Source organism: Streptomyces sp. DSM 42067 (assembly GCF_055792885.1).
The window spans coordinates 3,135,483-3,161,835 of record NZ_CM147706.1; the positions used below are offsets into that span (position 1 = coordinate 3,135,483).

A 26,353-nucleotide genomic window follows, 5' to 3' on the forward strand; every position below is an offset into this window, starting at 1 on the left:
GCAGGCGACAAGATCCAGGCCGAGCAGAACCGCAGCTTCTACACGATTGTCTCCACATAGCTTGTTGTGTGCGCTCGAACGCACACACCTCTGTGATCCAGAAATCGGCAGCAGGGCGCCAGAGAGGCCACAGTTGCATACGTGAGGACACAGGATCTGTCTCCACATATGATCGCCTCGCTTTCGAAGCACCTACACACCATGGGAGGGATGCGTGTTCAAGGGCTCCGTCTACCGGCGCTGCACCTGCCGGACCGAAGTCGTCGACGAGCTAGGGAAGCCCGTACTCGCAGCCGACGGGGAACCCAAGCTCCGCGAACTCGGCGCCGACTGCCCCGATCTCGGCAAGCGTGACCACGGCAGCTGGTACTACTACGTCGAGCTGCCACCCGGGCCCGGAGGCAAGCGACGCCGACCCCGCAAGGGAGGCTTCGCCACCAAGAACAAGGCCGAGAAAGCGGCCCAAAGGCTCTGGGACGAGGCGCAGGACGGCATCGACGTCCTCTCCGACGAGACCGTCGCCGACTTCCTCCAGCGCTGGCTCAAGAAACGCGTGGACCTGAAGCGCTCCACCTGGATCGGCTACAAGGATCACGTCGACCGCTTCCTCATCCCCCACCTCGGCCATCTCAAGATGCGTGACCTGCGCACCAGGCACATCCAGGAGATGTTCGAGCACATCTGGCGAGACAACGAACAGCACGCCGCGAACCGACTCGCCGCCGCCCAGGCCAAGGACAGAGTCGACGCCGCACATGCCGACTGGAAGGCTGCGGCAAGGCCCCGCCCACCCGAACTACGCCACCGCTGGAACGAGGCCAAGCAGGCCCTGCGCGAGGTAAGGCGCAAGCCCCGCAACATCACCGGCCCCGGCGCCCAACTGAAGATCAGGAACGAGCTAAGTGCCGCACTCGACTACGCACTGCTCACCGAAAAGCTGATCAGCGAGAACTGGACCAAGCACGTCGTCCTGCCCAAGTACTCCCTGCCCAAGCCGATGATCTGGACCGACGAACGCGTCGCACGCTGGCGCGAGACCGGCGAGAAACCCGGCCCCGTCATGGTCTGGACACCGGAGCAGACCGGTGCGTTCCTCGACGCCGTCGCCGAACACCGGCTCTACCCGATGTTCCACCTTATGGTCTTCAGGGGCCCACGCCGTGGCGAGTCCGCCGGGCTGCCCTGGACAGAGACCGATCTGCAGACCGGCGTCATCCGCATCAGCGAACAGCTCGTCTCGTACTCCTACGAGCTCTGGGAAGACACCCCCAAGAGCGACAGCGGCGCCCGCACCATCCTCCTCGACACCCAGAGCCGCGAGCTGCTCCTCTTCTGGCGGCGACGCCAGCAGGCCGAACGCGCGGAGTGGGAGGAGAAGCACCGCAAGGAACCGAAGAAGTACGGCCCTTACGTCGATTCGGGGCGCGTCTTCACGTGGGAAGACGGGCGTCCGTACCACCCCGAATACCTCTCGCAGGTCTTCACCCGTCTCATCGCCAAGCTCGATCTCCCGCCTGTACGACTGCATGACCTGAGGCACTGCGCAGCCACGCTCTCCCTCGCCGCCGGCGTCCACATGAAGACAATCCAGGCCCTGCTCGGGCACTCCTCGTACCAGCTCACGGCCGACACCTACACCAGCGTGCTGCCGCAGCTCGAACAGGCCGCAGCAGACGCCCCGGTCGCACTCGTACCTCGAGGCCAGACGACGCAGCCGCGGCCCACACCGGAGAATCCGCAGCGCCGAGCGGAGAGTGCGTGAAGTGCGAGGACACCAATGCCGTCCCCACCGAGGCAGCCGCCTACTCGGCCTCGGCAACCGCGATCCGCTGGGCCAGCGTCGCGGCCGCGCCTCTCAGAGCCGCCCCGTAGAGCAGCTCCGTTCGGTGGACGATACGGGGCGCAATCAGGGGGACTGCCGCCACTCCGGCCGAATTGGTGACCGCGGAGCGGGGCAGCAGCGTGAGCCCATGGCCGGCGGCGGCCAAGGCCACGAGGGTGCGGACGTCCGTGCCCTCGTAGCGGAGGGTAGGGCGGAACCCGTCACTGCCGCTCGCGGCACGCAACTGCTCCAGGGGCAGGCCAGCGCCCGGTGCGTCGAGCCAGCGGGCATGGACGAGGTCGGCGAGCCTCAGCCCGGCGCGGCGCGCCAGCGGATGGCCCTCCGGCAGCAGGACGCAGACGGGCTCCTCGCCCGCGCCGCGCGCCGTGAGCGGCGCCACGTCGGGGATGCGGAGAGGATCACTGGGTGCGGCAAGCCCGTCCACAAGGGCCAAGTCGGCGGCGCCTGTTGCCACCTCGGCGGGGATGCCCTCTCGCGGCAGCACGCGAAGGGTGACGCCGACGGCGGGCAGTGCCTGGACGGTGCGGGGCCGAAGGGCGGTCGGCGTGGCCGCGAGGGTCAGCCCCTGCTCGGCCGCGCCAGCCATGCGGACGATGTCGGCGCGCGCGGCATCCAGCCGCAACAGCAGGGGGCGCGCGTGCTCCAGCAGCCGCTCGCCCGCCGGAGTAGCCGCGACGGGCCGGCGCGTGAGCAGGGGTGTGCCCAGGTCCTGTTCGAGCGCCGCGATGTGCTGGGACACGGCGGACTGCGTGTAGCCCAGTTCCCGTGCGGCCTCCGAGAAGGAGGCAAGCCGACTCACCGTGACGTAGGTACGCAGCAGATGCGGATCCATGCCGCACAGCGTCGCACAGGACATCAGCAGCACTTATGGATGGTTCAGAAACCATCGTTGGACGTGAATCACGGGTCGCGCTGATGATGGCCGCATGACTCGGACCGCTTCAGATAGCACTGCCCGGATCGCCCTCGTCGGGGACCGCTCGCCGAGCGTCGTCTCGCACACCCGCGTACCGCTCCTGCTGGACGCGCTCGCGCAGCGTGATCGCCTCTTCCTCGACGCGTACTGGATTCCCACCGAGGACGCGGAGGCCGAGGGTGCCGTGCGTGGGTTCGACGCTGTGTGGCTGCTGCCCGGCAGCCCGTACCGCAGCGAGGCGGGCGCGCTCGCCGCGGTCAGCACCGCACGCCAGGAGGGAATCCCGTTCCTTGGCACGTGCGCCGGCTTCCAGCACATGCTGCTCGAGTTCGCCCGCAACGTGTGCGGCCTGACGGGCGTGGCACACGCCGAGAACACCGCCGATGCCGAGGACCTGTTGATCACCCCGCTCGCCTGCTCCCTCAAGGGGCACGAAGGAGCCGTCCAGATCAGCCCCGGCTCGCTTGCCGAGTCCGTCATCGGCGCCACCAGGTCGGTCGAGCGGTACCACTGCGCGTATGGGCCTTCTCGCCACCTGGAAACCCTGCGCGCGCACGGCCTGCGCTTCACCGGCGAGGACGAGGACGGCCACGTCCGCATCGCCGAGCTTCCCGGCCACCCCTTCTTCCTGGCCACCCTCTTCCAGCCCGAACTGCACAGTGACGGTTCACGCCCGCACGCGATCGTGAGCGCCTTGGCCCGTGCGGCTGTCGCCCACGCCGCGGACACGGCGGCAGCCAAGGCTGCATGACGAGCCCCTGGCACTGCGTCCCCGCTGTGTCCCCGCACACGTGAGAAGGGCCCTCCGGAGTTGATCCGGAGGGCCCTTCTCGTTGCTGCTGCGCTGGTCGGCGCTGTGGGCGCGGACGGTTTCGAACCGCCGACATCTGCCTTGTAAGGGCAGCGCTCTACCGCTGAGCTACGCGCCCGGGACGACTCGACAGCCTACCTTGCCTGCGCCCCTGCCCCGCAAACCCGTATCGAGGCCGGGGGACCGAGGACGGCAAAGTCACGGTGCGGAGTGCGAACTAAACGGCCCGTGTGTTCGTCCTTAACGGGTGGGAGAATGACACCGGGCACTGCGGATGACAGCACGGGGAGAGGGACGTGACGGCGACACCTTCACAGCCGTACACACCACAGCCGTTCACGCCGTTTGTGCCGCGCAGTCAGTACGCGCGCCCCCGTGTTCGTAACAGCACCACGGCCGACGCCGGGACAACGCCTGACGCCGGGACCAGAGCAGCCGCCGGGACCAGGGCCGGTACGGCCGGCACCTTCCGCGACATGGCCACCCTGCTCCTCCTCCCCCTCCCCCTCCTCGCCGCGACGCTCCCGGCCGCGTTCGCCGGTGGTGGTACGCGGCGGTGGTTCGGCGGGCGTGGAGAGAGTCAGCGGGCCGAGGCGCAGGCCGCGAAGGATGCCGCCGCGGCCGCCTTCTACGAGCTGGACACGGCACAGCGCGATCTGAGGATCTCGATCGAGACGATCACCGCGGTCGACGACTCTCCCGCGGCCCGGCGGGCGGTGTCCGACTTCGAGTCGCTGGGCCGCCGTATCGACGAGGCCAGCCTGCAGTACATCACCGCGGTAGACGCCCATGACCTCGACCGGGACGATCTCGAGGCCTCGGTGGCGGCGCGTGCCCGGACCGAGCTGGCCAGGGCCAGGGACGAGCTGGGCAAGGTCAAGAAGGACCTCGACCGCTTCTCCGAGGGACTCGGGCCGCTGCTCGACAAGGCCGAGACGCAGCTGGCGCGCCTCGCCCCGGCCGTCGAGCGGGCCCGGCAGTCGCTGCTGGCCGCAAGCAACGCCCTCGACGCGGTACGCGGATCCGGGCTGAAGGCCGACGATCTGGCCGCCCGGCTGGCCGTCCTCGGGCCGGAGCTGACCAAACTCAACCAGGGCGCCGGGCGGCACGGCGTACCGGAGACCCTGCAGCGGGCCGAGCGAGTGGCGCGCGACGCGGAGGCCGTGCGGGCGGAGGCCGAGCGGCTGCCGGAACGGGCCGCAGAGATCGACCGCCGCCTCGTCTCGCTGCGGACGCGCGCGCAGGCCCTCACGACCCGCGCGGGGCAGGTCGACCCGGTGCTGAGCGAGCTGCGGCGCCGCTTCACGGCCGCGTGCTGGCAGGACCTGCAGCGGGTGCCGGAGCAGGCGGAGGAGAACGTCCGTCAGGCCGAGGCGAAGCTGAGGGAGGCGCAGCAGGCGCGTGAGGCGCAGCGCTGGCCGGATGCGACCTCGCTTCTCTCCACGGTACGGGCGCTGCTGAACGCGACGGACGAGGCGGTGTCGGCCGCCGGGGACCGGCTGCAGCGCCTCAACGCGGTGGCCAAGGACCCGCAGCAGGAGATCGAGCGCACCCGGTTCGCCATCCGCGACGCCCAGCGACTGGCGATGGCGGGCCGTCATACCCCCGATCCCCGGCATGCGCGACCGCTGGACGACTCGGTGGCCCGTCTCGAACGCGCCATCGCCACGCTGGAGGGGCGCCACCCCGACTACTGGCACTTCCTGACGGAGACGGAGACTGTGCGGCGTACGGTGGCGCGGGTTGTCGGCCAGATCCGGGACGAACGGGGGGCGGCGGGGGCCTGAGCCCGCGCGACCCGGGGCGGCGATGTCGCCACAGCCCGTGCCGCGACTTCCACGCTCCTGGCCGCCCGTGACCCGTGCCGGATGCAGCGCGTCCGGCACGAGCATTGGCGATGTCCGGGCCGCAGGCGGATCCTGGTGTTACGTACGCGGCGCGGCGCCATGCCGCGCCTCGCCGCGATACATCCCGTACGCGCGGCCTCCGCGAGCGACAAGGAGGGCGGACATGGCAACGCACATACTTCACCCGGAGACCAAGCGGCACTTCAGTCTCGACGAGCATCTGCCCGTCGACCACCGCCTCAGCAAGTTCTACCGCGTCGGCGCAGGTCTGATGGGTCTCGTACTGGTCGCCTTCGGGATCTTCGGGCTCATCGGCAAGGTCGGCTTCTTCGACACGCGCGGCGACACGGTCGCCGGGCTGAGTACCAACGGCGCGCTGAGCGTGCTGTCGATCTGCATCGGGCTTCTGCTCTTCGTCGGGATGGTGATCGGCGGGAACTTCGCCTCGACGGTCAACATGATCGTCGGCGTCGCCTTCATCCTGAGCGGCTTCGTCAACCTCGCCCTGCTGGACACGAGCTTCAACTTCCTCGCCTTCCGCATCCCGAACGTGCTGTTCAGCTTCGTGGTCGGGGTGATGCTGATGTTCTTCGGCATGTACGGCCGGGTCGGATCGGCCCTGCCGCACGACAACCCGTACTGGCGTCAGCGCCATCCGGAACAGGCGGCCGAGGAGGAGCGGCAGCGCTCGCTGCCCGGGCGCGGCCACCTGAGGCTGGACCCCAGGCTGGACGCCGGTGCCGACCGCAGCACCAGCATGGGCGTCGCACCAGGGCGGCCACCGCAGCGGTGACCCAGCGCAGAGCGACGCAGAGGCGACGCAGACGCAAAGGCGACGCAGAGGCGATGCAGACGTGAACGCGGCGGCCGAGCGCGCTCCATAACCGTCCGCGGTACTCCGTGCCGTCTCCGCACCCGCCCGATACTCTGTGGACATGCCTCGCTACGAGTACCGCTGCCGGACCTGCGGCGACACCTTTGAACTGAGCCGTCCGATGGCCGAGTCGTCCGACCCCGCGGACTGCCCCGCCGGGCACGAGGACACCGTCAAGCTGCTCTCGACAGTGGCGGTCGGCGGTACGGCGTCGGCGTCGGCCGCCTCCGGCCGTACCAGCCCCGGCGGTGGTGCCGGTGGCGGTTGCTGCGGCGGTGGCTGCTGCGGCTGACCGCCGCGCCGCTCGACGTGTGGGCCCGACGCCGCCACCAGGCGTCGCTCACGCTCACGCCTTCCAACGCGGCTGACACCTTCCCGGCGTCGCTCACACCTTCCGGGCCAGCGTCAGCCCGTCCGCCACAGCGAGCATCACGCTCTCGACCCGCTCGTCGACCTTCACCCGCTCGTTGAACTCCTTGATCGCCGCCGCCGGCCCGGTGGCCTCGGGATCTGTCACGCCACCGTGCAGGAAGACGTTGTCCACGACGAGCAGCCCGCCCTGGCGCATCCTCGGCACCAGGGCGTCCCAGTACCCGACGTAATTCTCCTTGTCCGCGTCGATGAACGCCATGTCGATGCTCGGCTCCGCCGGCAGCGCGGCCAGCGTCTCCAGCGCGGGTGCGATCCGCAGCTCGATCTTGTCCTCGACACCGGCCTTCGCCCAGGCCTCGCGCGCGTGCTTGGTCCACTCCTCCGAGACGTCGCAGGTCAGGAGCGTGCCGTCGGGTGGCAGCGCCTGCGCCATGGACAGGGCCGACAGTCCCGTGAAGGTACCGACCTCCACGATCCGCCGGGCTCCGGTCAACCGTACGAGGAACGCCAGCAGCGGCCCCTGCTCCTGAGCGACCTGTTTGCCCGCCACCAGCGGGAGCTGGGTGTGGGTGACGTCTACGAGCATGCGCTGCACCGGGTCGAGCGGGGGATTGTGTCCGAGCATGTACGCGTACAGCTCTTCGGTCAGCGGAGTGCTCTTGCTGTGGGTCACGTGGATCTCCTCGCTCAGCTCTCGCAGGGTGGAGTACCGCCGGCTCTCTGCGAGAGTAGTCCTCCCCCGGCGGGCAACAGCGGGCAAGGAGAGCCTCAGGCACCGTTCGAAGAGATTCTCAGCCCCGTTCGAAGAGAGCCTCAGACCTCTCCGTCGCCCGCAGCGGCCCCACCGACCCCCGTAGCGAACCGCCGCAGGATCTCCTCACCCGCGGCGACCCCCCGCTCCGCGAGAGCGGTGATCCCGGGTGCCGTCCAGCCGGTGTCCGCGAGTTCGCCGTGGCCGGGTCGCCAGGCCCGGTCGGCGGCGAGCAGGAGGTCGGCGTCGAGGAGGGAGTCCCCGGCTGCCAGGGTGAGTTCGGCGCCGGTGCGGCGGGCGAGCTCGTACACCGCGGCACTCTTGGTGAGCGGCTTCGGCACGGCGTAGATCTTGCGGCCCTGGAGGGACACGGTCCATCCCTTGCCGTCGGCCCAGTCGGCGAGCTCCTTGACCCAGCCCTCGGGGAGCAGGAGGCGCTCGACGACGAGATAGGCGAAGAGGTCCTCGGCGACGCGCTCCTTGCGCAGCCAGGACGGATCGGCGGTGGCCAGCATGTGGGCGCGAACCTCGTCGAGCGAGGCGCACTCGTCGGCGAGCCGGGCATCGACCTGCCGCCGCCAGTCGCGGTCGGAGACGCCGTCGACGAGCAGATGGCCGCCGTTGGCGCAGATCGCGTACCGCGGCTGCGGGCCGGGGAGGCGGATGCGGCCGTACTGCTTGCGGGTGCGGGTGGTGGTCGGTACGAACACGGCGGACCGGCCAAGCTCGGCGAGGAGACCGGCGGCCGTCTCCGTCATGTACGACAGGGGCTTGCTCTCGTGGACCTCGACGCAGAGCAGCCGCGGTGCCTCGGCGTCGGGCATGCCGAGGGCGAGGGCCGCTGCGGAATAGATGAGCGTGCGGTCGAGGTCGCTGGCGACGAGTACCGTCATCAGTTGCTCACCGCCTTGCCGTCGGCGCCCGTGGCGCCCCGGGTGTACTTGGGGTGGATCAAACCCACGCAGCTGTAGGGGAGTTCGGCTACTTCCTCGACGGGTACGCCGCGCTGTTCGGCCAGCAGCCTGACGTGGTCCAGGTCCGTGCCCGCACCGCTGTGGGCGAGGATCTTCCAGGGGACGCGGCGCAGCAGCACGCGCGTCGTCTCGCCGACCCCCGGCTTGACGAGGTTCACGTCGTGGATCCCGTACTCCTCGCTGATCCGCTCGACGGCGGCCCAGCCCTCCCATGTGGGGGTCCGGTCCGCGGAGAGCAGCTCCTTGACCTGCGTTTCCACGGCGTCGGCGACCTCGTCGAAGCGGGCCGCGACGGCGTCCAGGAAGGCGCCCGAGACGTCCGCGTCCGCGAGCTCGCGGTAGAACTTCGCGCCGTGGTAGTCGTCCGGCCCGACCAGGTCGGCGCGGAGCACGGTGCGCGATATCAGGCCGGAGACGGTGGAGTTGAGGCAGGCGGAGGGGATGAGGAAGTCCTCGCGGGTGCCGTAGGTGCGGACGCACGAGCCGGGGTCGGCGAGCACGGCGATCTCCGGGTCGAACCCGCTGACCCCCTCCGCCTTCTCGAACTCCACCAGGGCCTGGGCGAGTTCCCGTGTGATGGCTCCCTTGCCGGTCCAGCCGTCCACGAAGACGACGTCGGCGGGGTCGTGGTGGGCGGCCAGCCAGCGCAGGGCGTTGGCGTCGATGCCGCGTCCGCGCACGATGGAGACGGCGTAGTGGTGCAGATCGAGGCCGTGGCGGTGCTGGGCCCAGCGGCGCATCAGTACGCCGACGGGCGTGCCGGCGCGGGCGAGCGAGACCAGCACGGGGCGGGGTGACCGCTCGGCGAGCACGGTCTCCGTCACGACGCCGACCGCCTGTGCGATACGGGTGGCCGAGGCCTCCAGGGCGGCGTGGAAGAGCTCCTGGTACGCGGGGCTGGGCTGGTACTCCACGGGCAGCGACTCGGCGTAGTGCGCGCCGCCGCTCTGGATGGCCTCCTCGCGCTCCTCCGTCGGCGCCTCGAGCGGGGCGTCCGAGAGGTCCTGGAGCAGCCAGCCGACCTCGTCGGGTGCGTACGAGGAGAAGGCCGGGCCGCGGAGGGGCTCTGGCAGCATGGAGTGCCTTTCGGTGGCGCGCGGGCGCCCGGGGGCGCGCGACGGAACGTACGCGGCGGCGTACGACGGGACGTAGGACGGGACGACGGCCAGCACGACGTGCGGGGCGTGCGCGGCGAGCTGCGCCAACAGCCCATCGGGCGCGTGCAGTTCGGGGGTGTCGGCCGCGGAGTCGACGACGGCGACGACGGCGTCGAAGCCCGCCCCCGCGACGTTGTAGGCGTAGCGCTCGCCCGGTCCGTCGTCCGGGGCGTCGTGGGCGGGGAAGACGATGCGGCTGCGTATCGCATAGCCGGGGTCGTCGACCGCCAGGACGGGTGAGCGGGTGGTCGTGGAGTACCGGACGTCGGCCTCCAGGATGCGCTCCAGCTCCCCGGCCAGCCGGAGAGGCGCGTACATCAGCTCCTCGAAGCCGAGGACGAGGACGCGCCGGGCGTCGGCGGGCAGGGCGTCGGCAATACGTTCCGCCATGGCGGGCAGGGCGTGCTCCAGGCGCTCGCGGTGCGCGGGCGTGAAGCCGTGGCGTCCGCCGTCGGGGACGTCCTGCGGCCAGTGAAGTTCGACGCGCGTGGCCGCCGCAGCAGCCTGTGCGGCCCGGACGCCCTGCTGCTGCGCCGACTCGTAAGCGGCGACCAGCTCCTGGCCCTTCTGCAGCACCCCCTCCGGCAGCCGCACCGTCCCGCTCGCCGCCGTCACGAGGTCCACGCGCGCGTCGATCTCGCGGGCGAACTCGTCGAGGCGTCCCTGGTCCCCGGCCGACCGCATGTCGACCAGGGCCACGATCACGTACCGCTCGCGCGGGTAGCGGCCGTGGAGGGCGCGGATGGTGTTGAGCACCGTGTTCCCGGTGGAGAACTCGTCGTCCACCAGCACCAGCGGGCCGTCGCCTGCGAGCAGCGCGGGGTCCTCGGGGAGCAGCAGATGCGAGGTGGCGTGCGAGTGCGACTCCTCGAAGCCGCCGGCCTGCGCTACTCCCGGCACGGAGCGCCGCGTCGAGTGCAGATACGGGGCGAGCCCCACCCCGTCGGCGACCGAGTGGCCGAGCCCGGTGGCCGTCTCCGCGTACCCGAGGACCACGGCGCGCCCTGCCTCGTCGGCGCCGAGCAGCTCCCGCACCCGCTCGCCGAGCTCGAGCCCCTGGCCGTACACCACCGCCGGCGACTGCGGCACATGCTTGCCCAGGACGTTCGACACGAGCAGATGCGCCCGCTTGGGGTTGCGCCGCAGCGCGAGACCCAGCAGGTCGTGCAGCTTCTCGTCGCCCTTGAGCTCGACACCGAGCCGCTGGGCTACCCACGTCCCGGACCACACCACGTTGTTCACAGTTCCTTGCATTCCTCAGTCGACCAGACCGGCGGTGAGCAGCTCGACGAAGCTGACATCCTCCTTGACGACGCCGAAGACCTCGGCGCGCTGCATGGTGCGCTCTGCCCAGGCGCGGTGCGGTTTCACCTCGTTCATCTTGTTCGTGTACGCGGACCGCATGACGCCTCCGCCGCACCGCTCGGGCCGCAGGATGTCCTGTGCGTCGCTGAACTCCTCATGGCTGACGACCGACAGCGCGTGCACGGGCAGCACGTGCGACGGGTGGATGCAGGTCTTGCCGAGCAGGCCGTTGGCGTGGTCGAGGGCGATCTCGCGGAGCAGGCCGTCCATGTCGTGCTCGATGAGCGTCTCACGCAGGTTCTCCGCGCGGCCCTCGAGGAAGGGGCTGCGGCGCAGCTGGGGCTTGAACATGCGTTCCTGGACCCGGAAGTACTCCCACACCGGTCCTGTCACCGTGAAACCCGTGCCGTCGGCCCGGCCCAGCAGATTGACCACGTCGGCGATCACCGAGGCCACGATCCGCACGTCGTACGCGGTCATGTCGGGCGACCTGCGCAGCCCGTACGCCGAGCAGAAGTCGGTGACGCCGAGCCGCAGCGCGAGCACGCGCTCCCGGTACTTGTCGACGGTGCGGAAGATGCCCGTCAGCGTTTCTACGCGCGTTTCCAGGTGCAGAAGCTCGGGCGACTCCAGCACGGGCATCGCGAAGAGCCGGAGCCCGCTCGCGGCCTCCGTCGCGGCGATCGCCTCGAGAAAGGGCACGCCGCGCTCCTCGGTGAACTTGGGCAGCACGAAGCCGGACACCAGCCGTGCCGCGGCACCGAGGCGCTGAACGAGGTTCGGGATCTGCTCCGGGGCGCGGACCCGGACGAACAGGAGCGGCAGCTCCTGGTCCGTGGCCACTACGGCGGGCCGCTCCGCGAGGTCGCTGAACTGACGTACGAGGTTCTCCTCGGCGTCCCGGACATCCGCGTCGCCGATCGAGTCTTCGAGACACACCACCATGGAGACGACACCCCGGCCGGCCTGTTTGACGATGTCGTCGGCCAGGCGTGGTCTGGTCGCCGGGCTGTACAGGGTCGCGCCGAGGGCCACGGAGAGGATCCGCGCCGGAGAGCCGGCAGTGAAGTCGCACGGCTCCTGGTGGAAGAGGCGCTGACGCACCTCAGGGGCGATGTGCCCGAAATGACGCATGTGACTCCCCGTATCGCCAAGGTGGCCCGTTGATGGTGGCCGGTAATAGTACGTAGACATCCATGTCGGAGGTTCCCGTCGGCCATGAAATTCAGGTAACCCGCCCATGTCGGAAGTGCGCAAGACGAAAGTCGGCTCTGGGAACCCCACGTTGTCCCCACCCGTACCGGGAGGGCAGGATGACCGCATGACGCACGCGATGCTGAAGGGCTCGAACGTCCCGATCAAGGCCACGGCGGTGCGCGCCGTGCTGCGCTGGACCCCGGGCCAGGGTGTCCCGGACGTGGACGCGTCGGCACTGCTGCTGGGCCCCGACGGCCGCGTGCGGTCCGACGAGGACTTCGTCTTCTACAACCAGCCCCGCCACCCCTCGGGCAAGGTCTGGCGGCTCGGCAAGAAGCGCGTGACCGAGGGCCTGACGGACACGATCCAGACGGACCTGGCGGGGATGGCCGCCGAAGTGAGCCGGGTGCTGCTCGTGGCGTCGGCGGACGATGTGTCCTTCGACCAGGTCCGGGCGCTGCGCATACTGCTGCACGACGCCGCCGACGCGGACGGTGAGCCGCTCGCTTACTTCGACGTCAAGCCGGAGACGGGTGCGGAGACCGCGCTGATCTGCGGCGAGCTCTACCGGCGCGGGGACGGGTGGAAGTTCCGTGCGCTGGGCGAGGGCTATTCCAACGGGCTGGTGGGGCTGGCCACGGATTTCGGCATCTCCGTGGACGAGTCGGAGGGTGCCGGCGAGGCCGAGCCGGACGCTCCGGCGTCGCTGCCGCTGCCGCCGGAGCAGACGACTGTGCAGCCGTCGGCCGCGCGGCCTGCGGCGGCGCCTACGACAGCCCAGCCGACGGCCCAGCCCGGGTACGGCTATCCGCCGCAGGCGCCCGCTCCTGTGCCTGCGCCGCAACCTGCGTACGGCTATCCCGGCCCCGCGGCCGCGCAGCCCGCGGCCGCGCAGCCAGGGCCCGCTTACGGCTATCCGCAGCCGATCGCCCCCGTGCCGGATCCGAACTTCAGGCTGCCGCCGCAGGGTCCGCAGTTCCTCGGCCGGTGAGCGGCCGGGCCCCTCTCAGCCGTTTACGGCCCCCGAGCGCAGGCCGTACGGAACGCACCCGCCGTCGTGGGTTGCGCCCGCCCTCCCCCAAGCTCTCGGCTTCTCCCCCAGCCAACGCTGGGAGGTGCCCCCAGAGCAGGGGGACTCCCATCGCCCTGCATAACGCCTGCCCACAACAGTGACCCCGTCGGCCCGCAGCTGCAGACAGGGGGCGCGGCCCCGACACACAGAGGTGCGCGCGCGGCCACCCACGGCAGCAGCCCGGCGGCGTACGGCACGCACTCCCGGCCTGCCAGCGGAGCGCCTCAGCGGCCGCCCGTCTTCGTCTTGTACCCCCGCCCCCACTGCAGCCCCCACCCGTAGAGCCGGTCCAGCTCCGCCTGGAAGCCGTAGACGAACTTCACCTCGCGGCGCACGATGAGCTCGCCCTTGATGTTCTCGATGGACACCACGGCGCAGGAGCGGGCCTGGGGCGCCCGCTCGTCGAGGCTGATCTCGATCCGGGGCCCGTTGTTGGGGTAGAGCGTCACCTTGGCGTGCGTACGGTCGAAGGCCGGGGTCTGGTCGTAGATGTAGACGAAGACGAGCAGACGCTTGATGGACTCGCGGTGGTCGAGATTGACGTAGATCGTCTCGCCCGACGGGGAGCCGAACCGGTCGTCGCCGCTGAGCTTCACGAATGGCGGGGCGTTGAGGGCGCCGAAGAAACTGCCGAGCGGCTGCACCACTCCCTTGTCCCCGTCCATCAGCTCGTACAGGCAGCCGATGTCGAGGTCCACATTGACCACACCCTGGGTGTGTGCCTGCACCACATCGGGCTTGAACAGTTTGAACGGATGCCGCAGACTGCCGCTCCCCCGCGGCTTGCCGATGATGTCCGACGTACGCATCTGCCAGGACAGATTGATGCGCAGATTGCCGGTTGCCGCGCCCTGCTGGGTGAGCGAGACCGACGGGTTCCGCTTGGTGAGTTCGATGGAGTTGCTCGCCGCGCTGCCCGACTCGAACTGCGTCGAGCGACCGCGCCACAGACCGTCCCAGAAGGACATACCGCCCCCCACGTCCTATGCGCCTCATACGCATGTGCGCCTCGTACACATGACCGCGGGGCGGCCACGAGGACTCGTCCTCGATGGCCGCCCCGCACTGAGCGTTCCTCACTCCGGCCCCGGTCACACACGGGAACCGGACAAGCCCCAGCCGCTGCGGGCCGGATCAGACCAGGGCCGCTCAGGCCGGATCAGACCCGGGGCCGCTGCCGGTCGGATCAGACCCCGGACGAGACCTCGGCCTTCTCGCCCGAGGCCTCAGCTTTTCCCTCGGCCGCCGCCAGAGCCCGGTTGCGCCGCACCGACGACCAGAAGGACCAGGCGATCAGGACGACGCCGACGAGGCCGGTGATGATCTCACTGATCTCGTACTGGATGGTGACGAGGAGGATCACGGCGAGGGCGCCGATCGCGTAGTGCGCGCCGTGCTCCAGGTAGACGTAGTCGTCGAGGGTGCCCTGGCGGACCAGGTAGACGGTGAGCGACCGGACGTACATGGCGCCGATGCCGAGGCCGAGCGCCATCAGCACGATGTCGTTGGTGATCGCGAAGGCGCCGATGACGCCGTCGAAGGAGAAGGACGCGTCCAGGACCTCGAGGTAGAGGAACATGAAGAACGCGGCCTTGCCGGCGAGCTTGACGGCCGAGACCGGCTTTCCGGCCCGCTTGGCCTCTTCCTCCTCCTCGTGCTCGCGCTCCTCCTCTTCCTCGAGCTTGTCCTCGAAGAAGCCGGAGAGACCGCCGACGACGAGATAGGTGATCAGGCCCGCGATGCCGGAGAGCAGCACGGTCTCCGCCTTGTCGACGTGCGCGCCGCCGTGCTGGTGGGCGTGTGTCGCGAAGGTCATCGCGGTGATCAGCAGCACGATCAGGGCGATGCAGACCGACAGCATGTCGATCTTGCCGAGCTTGGCGAGCGGCCGCTCCAGCCAGGCCAGCCACTTGATGTCGCGGTCCTCGAAGATGAAGTCGAGGAAGATCATCAGCAGGAACATGCCACCGAAGGCGGCGATCGCCGGATGGGCGTCGGTGACCAGCTGCTGGTACTGGTCCTTGTCGGTCAGCGCGAGGTTGACCGCGTCGATCGGACCGATCTTGGCGCTGATGGCGACGATCACGACGGGGAAGACCAGCCGCATACCGAAGACGGCGATGAGGATGCCGATCGTGAGGAAGATCTTCTGCCAGAAGGCACTCATCTTCTTCAGGATTCCGGCGTTGACCACTGCGTTGTCGAAGGACAGCGAGATCTCGAGGATGGACAGGATCGCCACGATCCCGAATGCGGTCCATCCCCCGTAGAACACCGCTGCGACCAAGCCGAGCGCGGTGACCGCGAACGACCAGCCGAAGGTTTTCAGAACCACTGGCTACCCAATCGTGTGTTGGGGGGTTACCCCGGGCTACCCCCGGACGAAATCCGGAGAGGGTCTCCCCCCGCCGTACCCGGCTTTACGAGACGTTGACCCCAAAGTCTAGAGCGATGCCCCGAAGTCCCGACGCGTACCCCTGACCCACGGCCCGGAACTTCCATTCGTCGCCGTACCGGTAGACCTCACCGAAGATCATCGCCGTCTCCGTGGAGGCGTCCTCGCTGAGGTCGTAGCGCGCGAGCTCCTGGCCGTCCGCCTCGTTGACGACGCGGATGAAGGCGTTGCTGACCTGGCCGAAGGTCTGCCCGCGGTTGTCCGCCTCGTGGATCGAGACGGGAAAGATGATCTTGTCGCAGCCGGCCGGCACCTTGGGGAGGTCCACCAGGATCGACTCGTCGTCGCCGTCGCCCTCACCGGTCAGGTTGTCGCCGGTGTGCTCGACCGAGCCGTCGGGGCTCTTGAGCTGGTTGTAGAAGATGAACCACTCGTCGCCCAGCACGCGGCCGCCGCTGCACAGCAGGGCGCTGGCGTCGAGGTCGAAGGGCGCTCCGGTGGTGGAGCGTGCGTCCCAGCCCAGCCCGATCATCACCTTCGTGAGGTTCGGTGCGGCCTTGGAGAGGGAGACATTGCCCCCCTTGGCTAGCGTGACGCCCATGATCTGGTCCTCCCCGAGCTGCTGCATGTACCGGGCGGCGTGACATCGGCGGCCGTCCGCCGCAGGCCCCCCGCACCCCCGGCCGGGGGTGGTTGCTGATCGCTTGAGTTTCCCAAGCCGTCCGGCGCCGCACTCGGTGTGCGGCGCCGGTCGGGAAAGCAGACGGGCCTGGCTCAGACGTTCACGCCGAAGTCCTGCGCGATGCCGCGCAGGCCCGACGCATAGCCCTGGCCGATGGCCCGGAACTTCCACTCCGCGCCGTGGCGGTAGAGCTCGCCGAAGACCATCGCGGTCTCCGTGGAGGCGTCCTCGGAGAGGTCGTACCGCGCGATCTCCGCGCCGCCCGCCTGGTTGACCACGCGGATGAAGGCGTTGCGCACCTGGCCGAACGACTGCTGGCGGTTCTCGGCGTCGTAGATGGACACCGGGAACACGATCTTGGTGACTTCCGCCGGCACGCCGGCGAGGTTCACCTTGATCTGCTCGTCGTCGCCCTCGCCCTCACCGGTGAGGTTGTCGCCGGTGTGCTCCACGGAGCCGTCGGCGCTCTTGAGGTTGTTGAAGAAGACGAAGTCCTGGTCGCCCCTGACCTTGCCGTCCTCCTTCGTCAGGATGGCGCTGGCGTCCAGGTCGAAGTCCGTACCGGTGGTGGTACGGACGTCCCAGCCCAGGCCGACCATGACCGCCGTCAGGCCCGGCGCCTCCTTGGTCAGCGATACGTTGCCGCCCTTGCTGAGGCTGACTCCCACGAGTCCTCCCAATGGTGTTCAGGGGCGGGGAGCCCCCGTCGTGCGTTGGCATCGGATCAACGAGTGGATCCTAGTGACGGGTTCCCGGCCTCCGCAGGCCCTGAGCCCTGACAATCAGGGTGTCGGGCATGAGACGCGGGGGCCGGGACATGCGGGCCGAGGATGCGTCAGAGGGTCTCGAGAGCCTTGACGTACTCGTTCAGGTCGCGGGCGTCCGGCAGACCGTTGACGACGGTCCAGCGCACCACACCCTCCTTGTCGATGATGAAGGTGCCGCGCACCGCGCAGCCCTTCTCCTCGTCGAAGACGCCGTACGCGCGCGAGACCTCGCCGTGCGGCCAGAAGTCGGACAGCAGCGGGTACTCCAGGCCCTCCTTCTCACCGAAGACGCGCAGCGTGAACGGGGAGTCGTTGGAGACGGCCAGCAGCTGGACGTCGTCGTTGACGAACGTCGGCAGCTCGTCGCGCAGGGCGCACAGCTCGCCGGTGCACACGCCCGTGAAAGCGAACGGGTAGAAGAGCAGCACCACGTTCTTCTCGCCACGGAAGTCGGAGAGCTTCACGGCCTGGCCGTGGTTGTCCTTGAGCTCGAAGTCCGGGGCCTTGGTGCCGACCTCGATCGCCATAGTCACGCATCCCTTCCATGGGGCTGTTCGGATGACGCCCACCCTACGCAGTGGCCCGTGCACCGCGATGCGCGAGGCCCCCGCCCGACGTGCGTCGGTGGGGGCCTCGCGGCGGCCGTGCCCGGCCCGGCAGGGCGAGCTGCCGGGCCGGGACCGGTTCAGCGCTTCTTGGCCGCCGCCTTGGGCGTGACCAGACGGCTGCAGATCCAGTCCTTGCCGACGCTGACGCTCTTGGTCTGGGACAGACCCGCGGTCTGCGCGGCCTCGTTGATGTCGCTCGCCTCGACATAGCCGTCGCGGCCGGTCTTCGGCGTCATCAGCAGCACCGGAGACCCCTCGTCGATCAGCGTGGTGGCGTCGACCAGCGCGTCGGTCAGGTCGCCGTCGTCCTCGCGGAACCACAGCAGCACGACATCCGCGACGTCGTCGTAGTCCTCGTCCACGAGCTCGCCGCCGATGACTTCCTCAATGGCCTCGCGGAGCTCCTGGTCGACGTCATCGTCGTAGCCGATCTCCTGGACCACCTGCTCGGGCTGGAACCCCAGCCTCGCGGCAGGGTTAGTCCGCTCCTCCGCGTGGTCCGCGGTCGCGCTCACGGGTTGCCTCCTGATCATGTTTCCTATGGGGGTTTCCCCCGGCTCCTGCGGAGCCCTGGGGGAAGTCTTCCAGCCACGCGCGTGCGCGAAGCATTGGCCGTAGTCCACACGGGCCGGACGGATCGCGCAAGTACCCGGCCCCCGAGACCGCCGAAACGGTGACGTTCCCGGCCGTCTCGCCGCAACTCCAGGCAGGAAATCGCGCCATCCGGCGGCCCGTGACCCACTGTTCTGTCCGAGTTTGCCAACTTCGCCCCCACGAGTGCCAGAGAGGGCCGAACTCCGTTACGGATCTGGGGGCACCTCCCAGGCCCTCAAGGCACTGGGGGAGGCGCAGACGGGCGTATCGTTGCGATGTGGACGAGCCCCCACAGGGCTGCCGGACAAGCGGTTACCTATCGGTAGAGATGACGTATCCGTCCCCTAGGTACACGATGGGGATCGCGCAACCAGCAGAACCAAGCCCCAGCAGTGGTCCCAGTCAGTGGCTCCCAGACAGTGAAGGAACAGCGTGGCTTCCGGATCCGATCGCAACCCGATCATCATTGGCGGCCTTCCCAGCCAGGTCCCGGATTTCGATCCCGAAGAGACCCAGGAATGGCTCGACTCCCTTGACGCCGCCGTCGACGAGCGGGGCCGTGAACGCGCCCGCTATCTGATGCTCCGGCTGATCGAGCGCGCACGCGAGAGGCGCGTCGCCGTGCCCGAGATGCGCAGCACGGACTACGTCAACACGATCGCCACCAAGGACGAGCCGTTCTTCCCCGGCAACGAGGAGATCGAGCGCAGGATCCTCAACGCGACACGCTGGAACGCGGCTGTGATGGTCTCGCGCGCCCAGCGCCCCGGCATCGGTGTCGGCGGCCACATCGCCACGTTCGCCTCCTCGGCATCGCTGTACGACGTGGGCTTCAACCACTTCTTCCGCGGCAAGGACGAGGGCGACGGCGGCGACCAGGTCTTCTTCCAGGGACACGCGTCGCCGGGCATCTACGCGCGCGCGTACATGCTCGACCGCCTCTCCGAGCAGCGGCTCGACGCATTCCGCCAGGAGAAGTCGAAGGCTCCGTACGGCCTGTCGTCGTATCCGCATCCGCGGCTGATGCCGGACTTCTGGGAGTTCCCGACCGTCTCCATGGGCCTGGGCCCGATCAGCGCGATCTTCCAGGCGCGGATGAACCGCTACATGGAGGCGCGCGGTATCGCCGACACCTCCAAGTCGCACGTGTGGGCGTTCCTCGGCGACGGCGAGATGGACGAGCCCGAGTCGCTCGGCCAGCTGTCCATCGCCGCGCGGGAGGGCCTGGACAACCTGACCTTCGTCGTCAACTGCAACCTGCAGCGCCTCGACGGGCCGGTGCGCGGCAACGGCAAGATCATCCAGGAGCTGGAGTCGCAGTTCCGGGGCGCCGGCTGGAACGTGATCAAACTTGTCTGGGACCGCTCCTGGGACCCGCTGCTCGCACAGGACCGCGACGGCGTCCTGGTCAACAAGCTCAACACCACGCCCGACGGCCAGTTCCAGACGTACGCGACGGAGACCGGTGCGTACATCCGGCAGCACTTCTTCGGTGACGACCACCGGCTGCGCAAGATGGTCGAGAACATGACCGACGACCAGATCCTGCACCTGGGCCGCGGCGGTCACGACCACCGGAAGATCTTCGCGGCGTACTCGGCGGCGCGCGCCCACAAGGGCCAGCCGACCGTGATCCTCGCGCAGACGGTCAAGGGCTGGACGCTCGGCCCGAACTTCGAGGGCCGCAACGCGACCCACCAGATGAAGAAGCTGACGGTCGACGACCTGAAGCGCTTCCGCGACCGGCTGCACCTGCCGATCTCCGACAAGCAGCTCGAGGACGGCCTGCCGCCGTACTACCACCCGGGCCGCGACTCGGAGGAGATCCAGTACATGCACGACCGCCGCAAGGGCCTCGGCGGGTATGTGCCGACGCGTGTGGTGCGCTCGAAGCCGCTGGCCCTCCCCGAAGACAAGACGTACGCGAGCGTGAAGAAGGGGACCGGTCAGCAGTCGATCGCCACGACCATGGCGTTCGTCCGGCTGCTGAAGGACCTCATGCGGGACAAGGAGATCGGCAAGCGCTTCGTGCTGATCGCGCCCGACGAGTACCGCACCTTCGGCATGGACTCGTTCTTCCCGAGCGCGAAGATCTACAACCCGCTCGGCCAGCAGTACGAGGCCGTGGACCGCGATCTGCTGCTCGCGTACAAGGAGTCGCCGACCGGCCAGATGCTGCACGACGGCATCTCCGAAGCGGGCTGCACGGCGTCGCTGATCGCCGCGGGCTCGGCCTACGCGACGCACGGTGAGCCGCTCATCCCGGTCTACGTCTTCTACTCGATGTTCGGTTTCCAGCGGACCGGCGACCAGTTCTGGCAGATGGCGGACCAGCTGGCGCGCGGCTTCGTCCTGGGCGCGACCGCCGGGCGCACGACGCTGACCGGTGAGGGTCTGCAGCACGCCGACGGACACTCGCAGCTGCTCGCGTCGACCAACCCCGGCTGTGTCGCCTACGACCCGGCCTACGGCTTCGAGATCGCGCACATCGTCAAGGACGGTCTGCGCCGCATGTACGGCTCGTCGCCCGAGCACCCGCACGGCGAGGACGTCTTCTACTACCTCACCGTCTACAACGAGCCGATCCAGCACCCGGCAGAGCCCGCGAACGTGGACGTCGACGGCATCCTGAAGGGCATCTACCGCTACAAGGCCGGTGAGCAGGGCGAGCTGCCCGCGCAGATCCTCGCCTCGGGTGTGGCGGTGCCCTGGGCGGTCGAGGCGCAGCAGATCCTCGCCTCGGAGTGGAACGTCAGGGCGGACGTCTGGTCGGCGACCTCCTGGAACGAGCTGCGCCGCGAGGCCGTCGACGTGGAGCGGTACAACCTGCTGCACCCGGAGGAGGAGCAGCGCGTCCCGTATGTGACGCAGAAGCTCTCCGCCTCCGATGGCCCGTTCGTGGCCGTCTCCGACTGGATGCGGTCGGTTCCGGACCAGATCTCGCGCTGGGTGCCGGGCACGTACCAGTCGCTGGGCGCCGACGGTTTCGGCTTCGCCGACACGCGTGGCGCGGCCCGCCGGTTCTTCCACATCGACGCGCAGTCGATCGTGGTCGCGGTGCTGACCGAGCTCGCCAACGCGGGCAAGATCGACCGCTCGGTGCTCAAGCAGGCGATCGACCGCTACCAGCTGCTCGATGTGGCGGCGGCCGATCCGGGCGCGGCCGGCGGCGACGCGTAGGACGTTCCAGCACGTCAGTTCGCTCGAAGGGGCGGCGGGCCGCGGGTCCGCCGCCCCTTCGGCGTTCCGCGCGTCCCGCCCGCTTTCCCTACGATGCGCGCATGAAAGTACAACCGGCACAGATCCGTTGGGAGCACCGCACACAGCGGCCGCTGATGGCGCTCGCGATGGCGTTCGCCGTCGCGTACGCCGTACCGATCGTGAAGCCGGATGCGGGCAGGACCGTCGAGGTCGCGTGCACGGTTGTCGAGTGGGTGGTCTGGGGCGCGTTCGCCGCCGACTACTTCATACGCCTCGTACTCGCCGAGGACCGATGGCTGTTCGTCCGATCGCACCGGCTGGATCTGTGTGCCGTGGTGCTGCCGCTGATCCAGCCGGTGCGGCTGCTGCGTCTCGTCTCCACGCTGCTGCTGGTCGGACGGCGGGCCCGGATGGCGTCGCAGGTACGGCTCACGACGTATGTGGCGGGCTCTGTCGTGGGCCTGCTGATGTTCGGCTCGCTGGCGGTGCTGTCGGTGGAGCGGGAGTCGCCGGACGGCAACATCAAGACGCTGGGCGACGCGGTGTGGTGGTCGTTCACGACGATGACGACCGTCGGGTACGGCGACCATGCGCCGACGACCGGGCTCGGCCGGGTGCTGGCGGTCGGGCTGATGCTGTCCGGTATCGCTCTGCTGGGTGTGGTGACCGCCAATATCGCGGCGTGGTTCATCGCGCGGTTCGACGACGACGTGGAGGAGCGCCGCCAGACGGCGGCGATCCAGGCGCTGACGGAGGAGGTCAGGGCGCTGCGGGCGCAGGTTGCGGCGCTGTCGGACGCGGGAGACGCCACGGCGGCGGGTGCCGCTGTGGCGGGCGAAGGCCCCGCCGGGGAGCGGCGGGGCCTTCGTACCTAGGGCCTGTGTCGGAAGTGGCGTCGTTCGCCCGAAGGGCGGGCCTCGCGGCGTCTGGTGCGTGCGATCGCAAGGCGCCGCAATGTCCTCGATGGGGGCACCTCCCATGCCCTTAAGGCAATGGGGGAGGAGCTACTAGGGCAATCCGGCAACGCGGCGTGGGGGCACCTCCCAGCGTTAGCTGGGGGAGTGCGTGCCAGGCGTCGCGAGGCAGGCGCCACTTCCGACACAGGCCCTAGGTGCGCCAGGACTGGATGTGGACTCCTAGATGTGGACTCCGCCGGCGCCGGCCTCCGTGTTGGCGCCGCGCTTTGTGAGCACGGCGACCAGGGCCGCGATCACCGAGACGATGCCGGCCACCGTGAAGGCCAGGCCCATGCCGGACATGAACGTGTCGTGGATGACTCCCGTGATCCTGCCGAGGATCTCCGGCGTCATGCCCTGCGCCTTGGCGATCTGCTCCGGCACGTAGCCGATGGTCGCGGCCTTGTCGAGGCCGGGGGGCGGCACGTCCGGCAGGCCGGCGCCCTTCCAGTTGCCCGCCAGTTCCGAGTTGACCTTGTTCGACATGACGGCGCCCAGCACCGCCGTACCGAGGCTGCCGCCCACCTGCATCGCGGCCTGCTGCAGACCGCCCGCGACGCCGGAGAGCTCCAGCGGGGCGTTGCCCACGATGACCTCGGTGGCGCCCACCATGACCGGGGCGAGGCCGAGGCCCAGGAGACCGAACCAGACGGACATCGGCAGTGTGCCGGTGTCGATGGTCATCGTGGTCATGCCGAACATCGCGACGGCCGTCAGGACCATGCCGCCGACCAGCGGCACACGCGGACCGAACTTGGTGATCAGGGCGCCCGCGAGCGGCGAGGAGACGATCATCATGGCCGTCAGCGGCATCAGGTGCAGACCGCTGTCGACGGGGCTCATCCCGTGCACGTTCTGCAGATAGAAGGTGACGAAGAACAGCCCGCCCATGAAGGCGAAGGCCATCAGCACCATCAACACCGTGCCCGCGGAGAGCGCCACGGACCGGAACATGCCCAGCGGGATGAGCGGTTCCTTGACCTTGGTCTCCCAGAAGGCGAAGACCGCGAAGCAGACCACCGCGGCGACGAGGAACCCCCACGTCTTGCCGCTGCCCCAGCCCCAGGAGTCGCCGGCCTTGATGAGCGCCCAGATGAGGGCGAACATGGCGGCCGACAGCAGGACGATGCCGGGGATGTCGAAGGAGCGGGGCGCGTTCTCGGCGCGGTGGTCCTTGAGGATCCACAGGCCGACGGCGACCGCCAGGACGCCCACCGGCACGTTGATGAAGAACACCGACTGCCAGCTGACGTGCTCGACGAGCACACCGCCGAGGATCGGGCCGCCTGCCGTGGAGGCGCCGATGACCATGCCCCAGATGCCGATCGCCATGTTGAGCTTCTCGGCCGGGAAGGTGGCCCGCAGCAGGCCGAGCGCGGCGGGCATGAGGAGCGCGCCGAACAGGCCCTGGAGCACACGGAACGCGATGACGAGGGCGACGCTGTTGGAGAGGCCGATGGCTCCGGAGGCGATGGCGAAGCCCGCGACGCCGATGAGGAAGGTCTGCCGGTGGCCGAAGCGGTCACCGAGCTTGCCCGCCGTGATCAGTGCGACGGCCAGCGCGAGGAGGTAGCCGTTGGTGATCCACTGGACGTCGGCGAGCGAGGCCCCGAGGTCCTTCTGGATGGCCGGGTTGGCGATGGCCACGATGGTGCCGTCCAGGGCGACCATCATCACGCCGATCGCGACGGAGATGAGCGTCAGCCATGGGTGGCCGCGCAGCCCCTTGGCCGGTGCCGGTGCGGGCGCGGCCGCCGGGGCCTCGTCCGCCGGACCGGTCTTGTCGACGGTGGTCTGACTAGTCATACGGGCGAGATTATGACAGTCACTGACAGTTGACAAACCAATTCACAAGTCGGTAACTGTCATGTTGCCCGGAGGTATTCTGAGCTGCCAAAACAGGCGAAAAGAGGCCTTGGAGTGAAGACGCGGCAAGAGGCGGCGGAAGCTGCGGAACCAGCCGCCGCGGCGGCGCGGCCCGGTCTGCGCGAACGCAAGAAGCAGCGCACCCGCGACGCCCTGCTCCGCGCGGCGCTCGAGCTCTTCACGACTCAGGGGTACGAGCAGACGACCGTGGACGAGATCGCGGCCGCCGTCGACGTCTCGCAGCGCACGTTCTTCCGGTACTTCGCCAACAAGGAAGAGACCACGTTCGCCGTCCAGGACATGATGGAGTCCCACTTCGTCGCCGCCGTGCGCGAAAGGCCCGCGCGCGAGGCCCCCTTGGATGCGCTGCGCCGCGCCCTCCTCGACAGCTGGGACACACTCGGCGAGGTCATCGAGCAGGTCATCCCGGTCGAACTGCACATGCGCACCTATCAGTTGATCGAGTCGACACCCACGCTCCTCGCCGCCCATCTGCGCCGCTCCTCGGAGCTGGAGGAGGAGGTCGCGCGCGTGATCGCCGAGCGTGAGGGCCTGGACGTGGACACCGACCCCCGGCCCCGGGTCGTGGTGGCCGCGTTCAGCGGGGTGATGCGACTGACCGGGCGGTTGTGGGGTGCGGGCGACGACACCAGCATCGAGTCGATGCGCCGCGTCACCGAGTCGTATCTCGACCAGATAGGACCGGCGCTGGCGGAGGACTGGAACCGCAGCGGCCGAGGACCCGAACGAGACTGAAGTGGCGTGCACGCTCTGTGACGACCCCGTGTAAGGTGTGCCCGTTTTAACCCAATTACCCCTCGCGAAACGTGATCTCCCTCACCGGTTGCATGGGTTGGCGCGCCGTTCTCCTAGGGTGTCCCGCAGTGACTTCTTTGGACTCGCACCCGCAACTCAACGTTTGGCGCGCACTGCTTGCGCTCGCCGTCGTTTTCGTCATGCTGGCCACCACCGGCTGGACGGCCGTACGCCATCACCGGGGCACTTCGTCGCCGCTCGAGGCCTCCCGGTCGGCCTGGGAACACGGTCACCTGCACGGGCGCCGGCTGCCGGGACTCGACTCCCCGCCCCGGAGGATCGCCCGCTTCTTCGCCTCGCTCAGCGCGTACCAGCGCACCGGGCTCGCCCAGCGCTACCCGCTCGCGGTGGGCAATATGAACGGTGCCCCGGTGAAGCTGCGCTATCGAGCGAACCGCATCGCCCTTGACCAGGCACGCAAGGTCGAACGGGGGCGCATGCAGGACAGAAGACTGTCCGCCGCCGGTCAGCATGGAGCGGCACGCCGGATGCACCGGCTGGAGTTGCTGATGCGGCCGGGACGCAAGATCCTCGCCTTCGACCCCATGGGCGGCGGTCGCGTGGCCGAGGTCTTCGGGAATCTCGACCGGGCCAAGCGGGTGTCCGTGGTGGTACCGGGTGTCGACACCAATCTGCTGACCTTTCAGCGGAGCGACCGCAAGTACTCGGCTCCGGTGGGCATGGCCCGGGCCCTGTACCGCGCGGAGCGCTCGGTCGGCCACCGCACCCACCACCGGACTTCGTCCGGGGGTGCCCCCGTCGCCGTGATCGCGTGGGCCGACTACACCGCGCCCGCCGGGCTCGGCGTGGAGGCGGCCACCGCCATGCGGGCCGAGAGCGGCGCGGTGCGCCTCAACGCACTCGTGCGGGCGCTGCCGGGGCGCTCTCACGTCGCTCTGTACTGCCACAGCTACGGCTCCGTGGTGTGCGGCGTCGCCGCCCGCGACCTGCCGGACCGGGTCACCGACATAGCCGTCGCCGGCAGTCCGGGCATGCGTGCGGACAAGGCCTCGAAGCTCGGCACCGGTGCACGCATCTGGGCCATGCGGGACAGCGACGACTGGATCCAGGACGTGCCGTATCTGGAGGTCGGCGGGCTCGGTCACGGCGCCGATCCGGTCTCCGCGGGGTTCGGCGCACGAGTCCTGTCGGCGGACGGCGCGACGGGGCACGCGGGCTACTTCGAGCCGGGCACCCAGAGCCTCGCCAACTTCGCCGAGATCGGCGTCGGTGCGTACCGCGCGGTGCGCTGCGCAGGCGAGGACGACACGTGCCTGAGCGGTTTGTCCGGGGCAGGGAGCGGTTTGTCCGGGGCGACGACGGCCCGACGCGCGTAGAAATCGAAGAAA

Annotated in this window: 21 protein-coding genes, 1 tRNA gene and 1 pseudogene; 10 read left to right on the plus strand and 13 right to left on the minus strand. The window is 69.4% G+C overall.

Translation table 11 applies throughout. The features are described 5' to 3' along the window. Positions 1-214: 214 nt before the first annotated feature. The gene (locus ACSMXV_RS14670) at positions 215-1,762 is read left to right on the plus strand and encodes a tyrosine-type recombinase/integrase (protein ID WP_473178070.1); all 1,548 of its coding nucleotides are present in this window, start codon (positions 215-217) and stop codon (positions 1,760-1,762) included. A gap of 40 nt (positions 1,763-1,802) precedes the next feature. Here ACSMXV_RS14670 and ACSMXV_RS14675 read toward each other — a convergent pair whose 3' ends face one another. Then, positions 1,803-2,675: a LysR family transcriptional regulator gene (locus ACSMXV_RS14675; protein ID WP_473178937.1), complete on the minus strand. Its 873-nt coding sequence runs from the start codon at positions 2,673-2,675 to the stop codon at positions 1,803-1,805. 94 nt (positions 2,676-2,769) lie between these two features. Between ACSMXV_RS14675 and ACSMXV_RS14680 the strand changes: the two genes are divergently transcribed. Continuing rightward, positions 2,770-3,510, plus strand: coding sequence for a CTP synthase C-terminal region-related (seleno)protein (locus ACSMXV_RS14680; RefSeq protein WP_473178071.1), 741 nt, complete (start codon positions 2,770-2,772; stop codon positions 3,508-3,510). A gap of 106 nt (positions 3,511-3,616) precedes the next feature. Here ACSMXV_RS14680 and ACSMXV_RS14685 read toward each other — a convergent pair. After that, positions 3,617-3,688: transfer RNA gene (locus ACSMXV_RS14685), tRNA-Val, on the minus strand. Between the two features lie 178 nt (positions 3,689-3,866). On the opposite strand from ACSMXV_RS14685, the gene ACSMXV_RS14690 reads away from it, so the two are divergent. The 3 genes from ACSMXV_RS14690 (at position 3,867) to ACSMXV_RS14700 (ending at position 6,583) form a co-directional block, all read left to right on the plus strand. Continuing rightward, positions 3,867-5,357, plus strand: a complete 1,491-nt coding sequence (locus ACSMXV_RS14690; protein WP_473178072.1) for a hypothetical protein — start codon at positions 3,867-3,869, stop codon at positions 5,355-5,357. Between the two features lie 223 nt (positions 5,358-5,580). Beyond that, complete coding sequence (locus ACSMXV_RS14695; RefSeq protein ID WP_473178073.1) at positions 5,581-6,210, plus strand: DUF4383 domain-containing protein; 630 nt, start codon at positions 5,581-5,583, stop codon at positions 6,208-6,210. Between the two features lie 142 nt (positions 6,211-6,352). Further along, entirely contained in the window at positions 6,353-6,583 is a 231-nt protein-coding gene (locus ACSMXV_RS14700) for an FmdB family zinc ribbon protein (protein WP_473178074.1), read from the plus strand. A gap of 93 nt (positions 6,584-6,676) precedes the next feature. On the opposite strand, the gene ACSMXV_RS14705 is transcribed toward ACSMXV_RS14700, so the two are convergent. The 4 genes from ACSMXV_RS14705 to ACSMXV_RS14720 all read right to left on the minus strand — a co-directional run bounded on the left by ACSMXV_RS14705 (position 6,677) and on the right by ACSMXV_RS14720 (position 11,984). Further along, the gene (locus tag ACSMXV_RS14705) at positions 6,677-7,336 is read right to left on the minus strand and encodes an O-methyltransferase (protein WP_473178075.1); all 660 of its coding nucleotides are present in this window, start codon (positions 7,334-7,336) and stop codon (positions 6,677-6,679) included. 140 nt (positions 7,337-7,476) lie between these two features. Then, positions 7,477-8,307 (minus strand): HAD family hydrolase, encoded by an 831-nt coding sequence (locus ACSMXV_RS14710; RefSeq protein WP_473178076.1) that lies wholly within the window; start codon positions 8,305-8,307, stop codon positions 7,477-7,479. Next, complete coding sequence (locus ACSMXV_RS14715) at positions 8,307-10,799, minus strand: phosphoribosyltransferase (protein ID WP_473178077.1); 2,493 nt, start codon at positions 10,797-10,799, stop codon at positions 8,307-8,309. Before ACSMXV_RS14715 ends, ACSMXV_RS14710 begins: the two co-directional genes overlap by 1 nt. A gap of 3 nt (positions 10,800-10,802) precedes the next feature. Next, on the minus strand, positions 10,803-11,984 hold the full coding sequence (locus ACSMXV_RS14720) for an HpcH/HpaI aldolase/citrate lyase family protein (RefSeq protein ID WP_473178078.1): 1,182 nt from the start codon (positions 11,982-11,984) through the stop codon (positions 10,803-10,805). A gap of 187 nt (positions 11,985-12,171) precedes the next feature. Between ACSMXV_RS14720 and ACSMXV_RS14725 the strand changes: the two genes are divergently transcribed. Then, positions 12,172-13,038: a TerD family protein gene (locus tag ACSMXV_RS14725; RefSeq protein ID WP_473178079.1), complete on the plus strand. Its 867-nt coding sequence runs from the start codon at positions 12,172-12,174 to the stop codon at positions 13,036-13,038. A gap of 305 nt (positions 13,039-13,343) precedes the next feature. Here ACSMXV_RS14725 and ACSMXV_RS14730 read toward each other — a convergent pair whose 3' ends face one another. The 6 genes from ACSMXV_RS14730 to ACSMXV_RS14755 all read right to left on the minus strand — a co-directional run bounded on the left by ACSMXV_RS14730 (position 13,344) and on the right by ACSMXV_RS14755 (position 18,086). Then, complete coding sequence (locus ACSMXV_RS14730) at positions 13,344-14,087, minus strand: TerD family protein (RefSeq protein WP_473178080.1); 744 nt, start codon at positions 14,085-14,087, stop codon at positions 13,344-13,346. A gap of 218 nt (positions 14,088-14,305) precedes the next feature. Beyond that, complete coding sequence (locus tag ACSMXV_RS14735) at positions 14,306-15,454, minus strand: DUF475 domain-containing protein (RefSeq protein ID WP_473178081.1); 1,149 nt, start codon at positions 15,452-15,454, stop codon at positions 14,306-14,308. 85 nt (positions 15,455-15,539) lie between these two features. Then, positions 15,540-16,115: a TerD family protein gene (locus ACSMXV_RS14740; protein ID WP_473178938.1), complete on the minus strand. Its 576-nt coding sequence runs from the start codon at positions 16,113-16,115 to the stop codon at positions 15,540-15,542. A 173-nt stretch (positions 16,116-16,288) separates the two neighbouring features. Beyond that, the gene (locus tag ACSMXV_RS14745) at positions 16,289-16,864 is read right to left on the minus strand and encodes a TerD family protein (protein ID WP_473178082.1); all 576 of its coding nucleotides are present in this window, start codon (positions 16,862-16,864) and stop codon (positions 16,289-16,291) included. Positions 16,865-17,031: 167 nt separating this feature from the next. Next, complete coding sequence (locus ACSMXV_RS14750) at positions 17,032-17,490, minus strand: peroxiredoxin (RefSeq protein ID WP_181865920.1); 459 nt, start codon at positions 17,488-17,490, stop codon at positions 17,032-17,034. Between the two features lie 158 nt (positions 17,491-17,648). Next, positions 17,649-18,086 carry a DUF3052 domain-containing protein gene (locus ACSMXV_RS14755; protein WP_181659752.1) on the minus strand — a complete coding sequence of 146 codons (438 nt, stop codon included), beginning with the start codon at positions 18,084-18,086 and terminating at the stop codon, positions 17,649-17,651. Between the two features lie 511 nt (positions 18,087-18,597). On the opposite strand from ACSMXV_RS14755, the gene aceE reads away from it, so the two are divergent. Both aceE and ACSMXV_RS14765 read left to right on the plus strand, forming a co-directional pair. Continuing rightward, entirely contained in the window at positions 18,598-21,345 is a 2,748-nt protein-coding gene (gene aceE / locus ACSMXV_RS14760) for a pyruvate dehydrogenase (acetyl-transferring), homodimeric type (RefSeq protein ID WP_473178083.1), read from the plus strand. Positions 21,346-21,446: 101 nt separating this feature from the next. After that, positions 21,447-22,241 carry a potassium channel family protein gene (locus ACSMXV_RS14765; RefSeq protein ID WP_473178084.1) on the plus strand — a complete coding sequence of 265 codons (795 nt, stop codon included), beginning with the start codon at positions 21,447-21,449 and terminating at the stop codon, positions 22,239-22,241. Positions 22,242-22,498: 257 nt separating this feature from the next. Here ACSMXV_RS14765 and ACSMXV_RS14770 read toward each other — a convergent pair. Beyond that, positions 22,499-24,128 (minus strand): annotated as a pseudogene (locus ACSMXV_RS14770) (MFS transporter); the annotation flags it as partial. Between the two features lie 114 nt (positions 24,129-24,242). Between ACSMXV_RS14770 and ACSMXV_RS14775 the strand changes: the two are divergent. Beyond that, a complete protein-coding gene (locus ACSMXV_RS14775; RefSeq protein WP_473178085.1) occupies positions 24,243-24,944 on the plus strand; it encodes a TetR family transcriptional regulator in 702 nt (233 codons plus the stop codon). A 128-nt stretch (positions 24,945-25,072) separates the two neighbouring features. After that, positions 25,073-26,341 carry an alpha/beta hydrolase gene (locus ACSMXV_RS14780; protein ID WP_473178086.1) on the plus strand — a complete coding sequence of 423 codons (1,269 nt, stop codon included), beginning with the start codon at positions 25,073-25,075 and terminating at the stop codon, positions 26,339-26,341. Positions 26,342-26,353 lie beyond the last annotated feature (12 nt).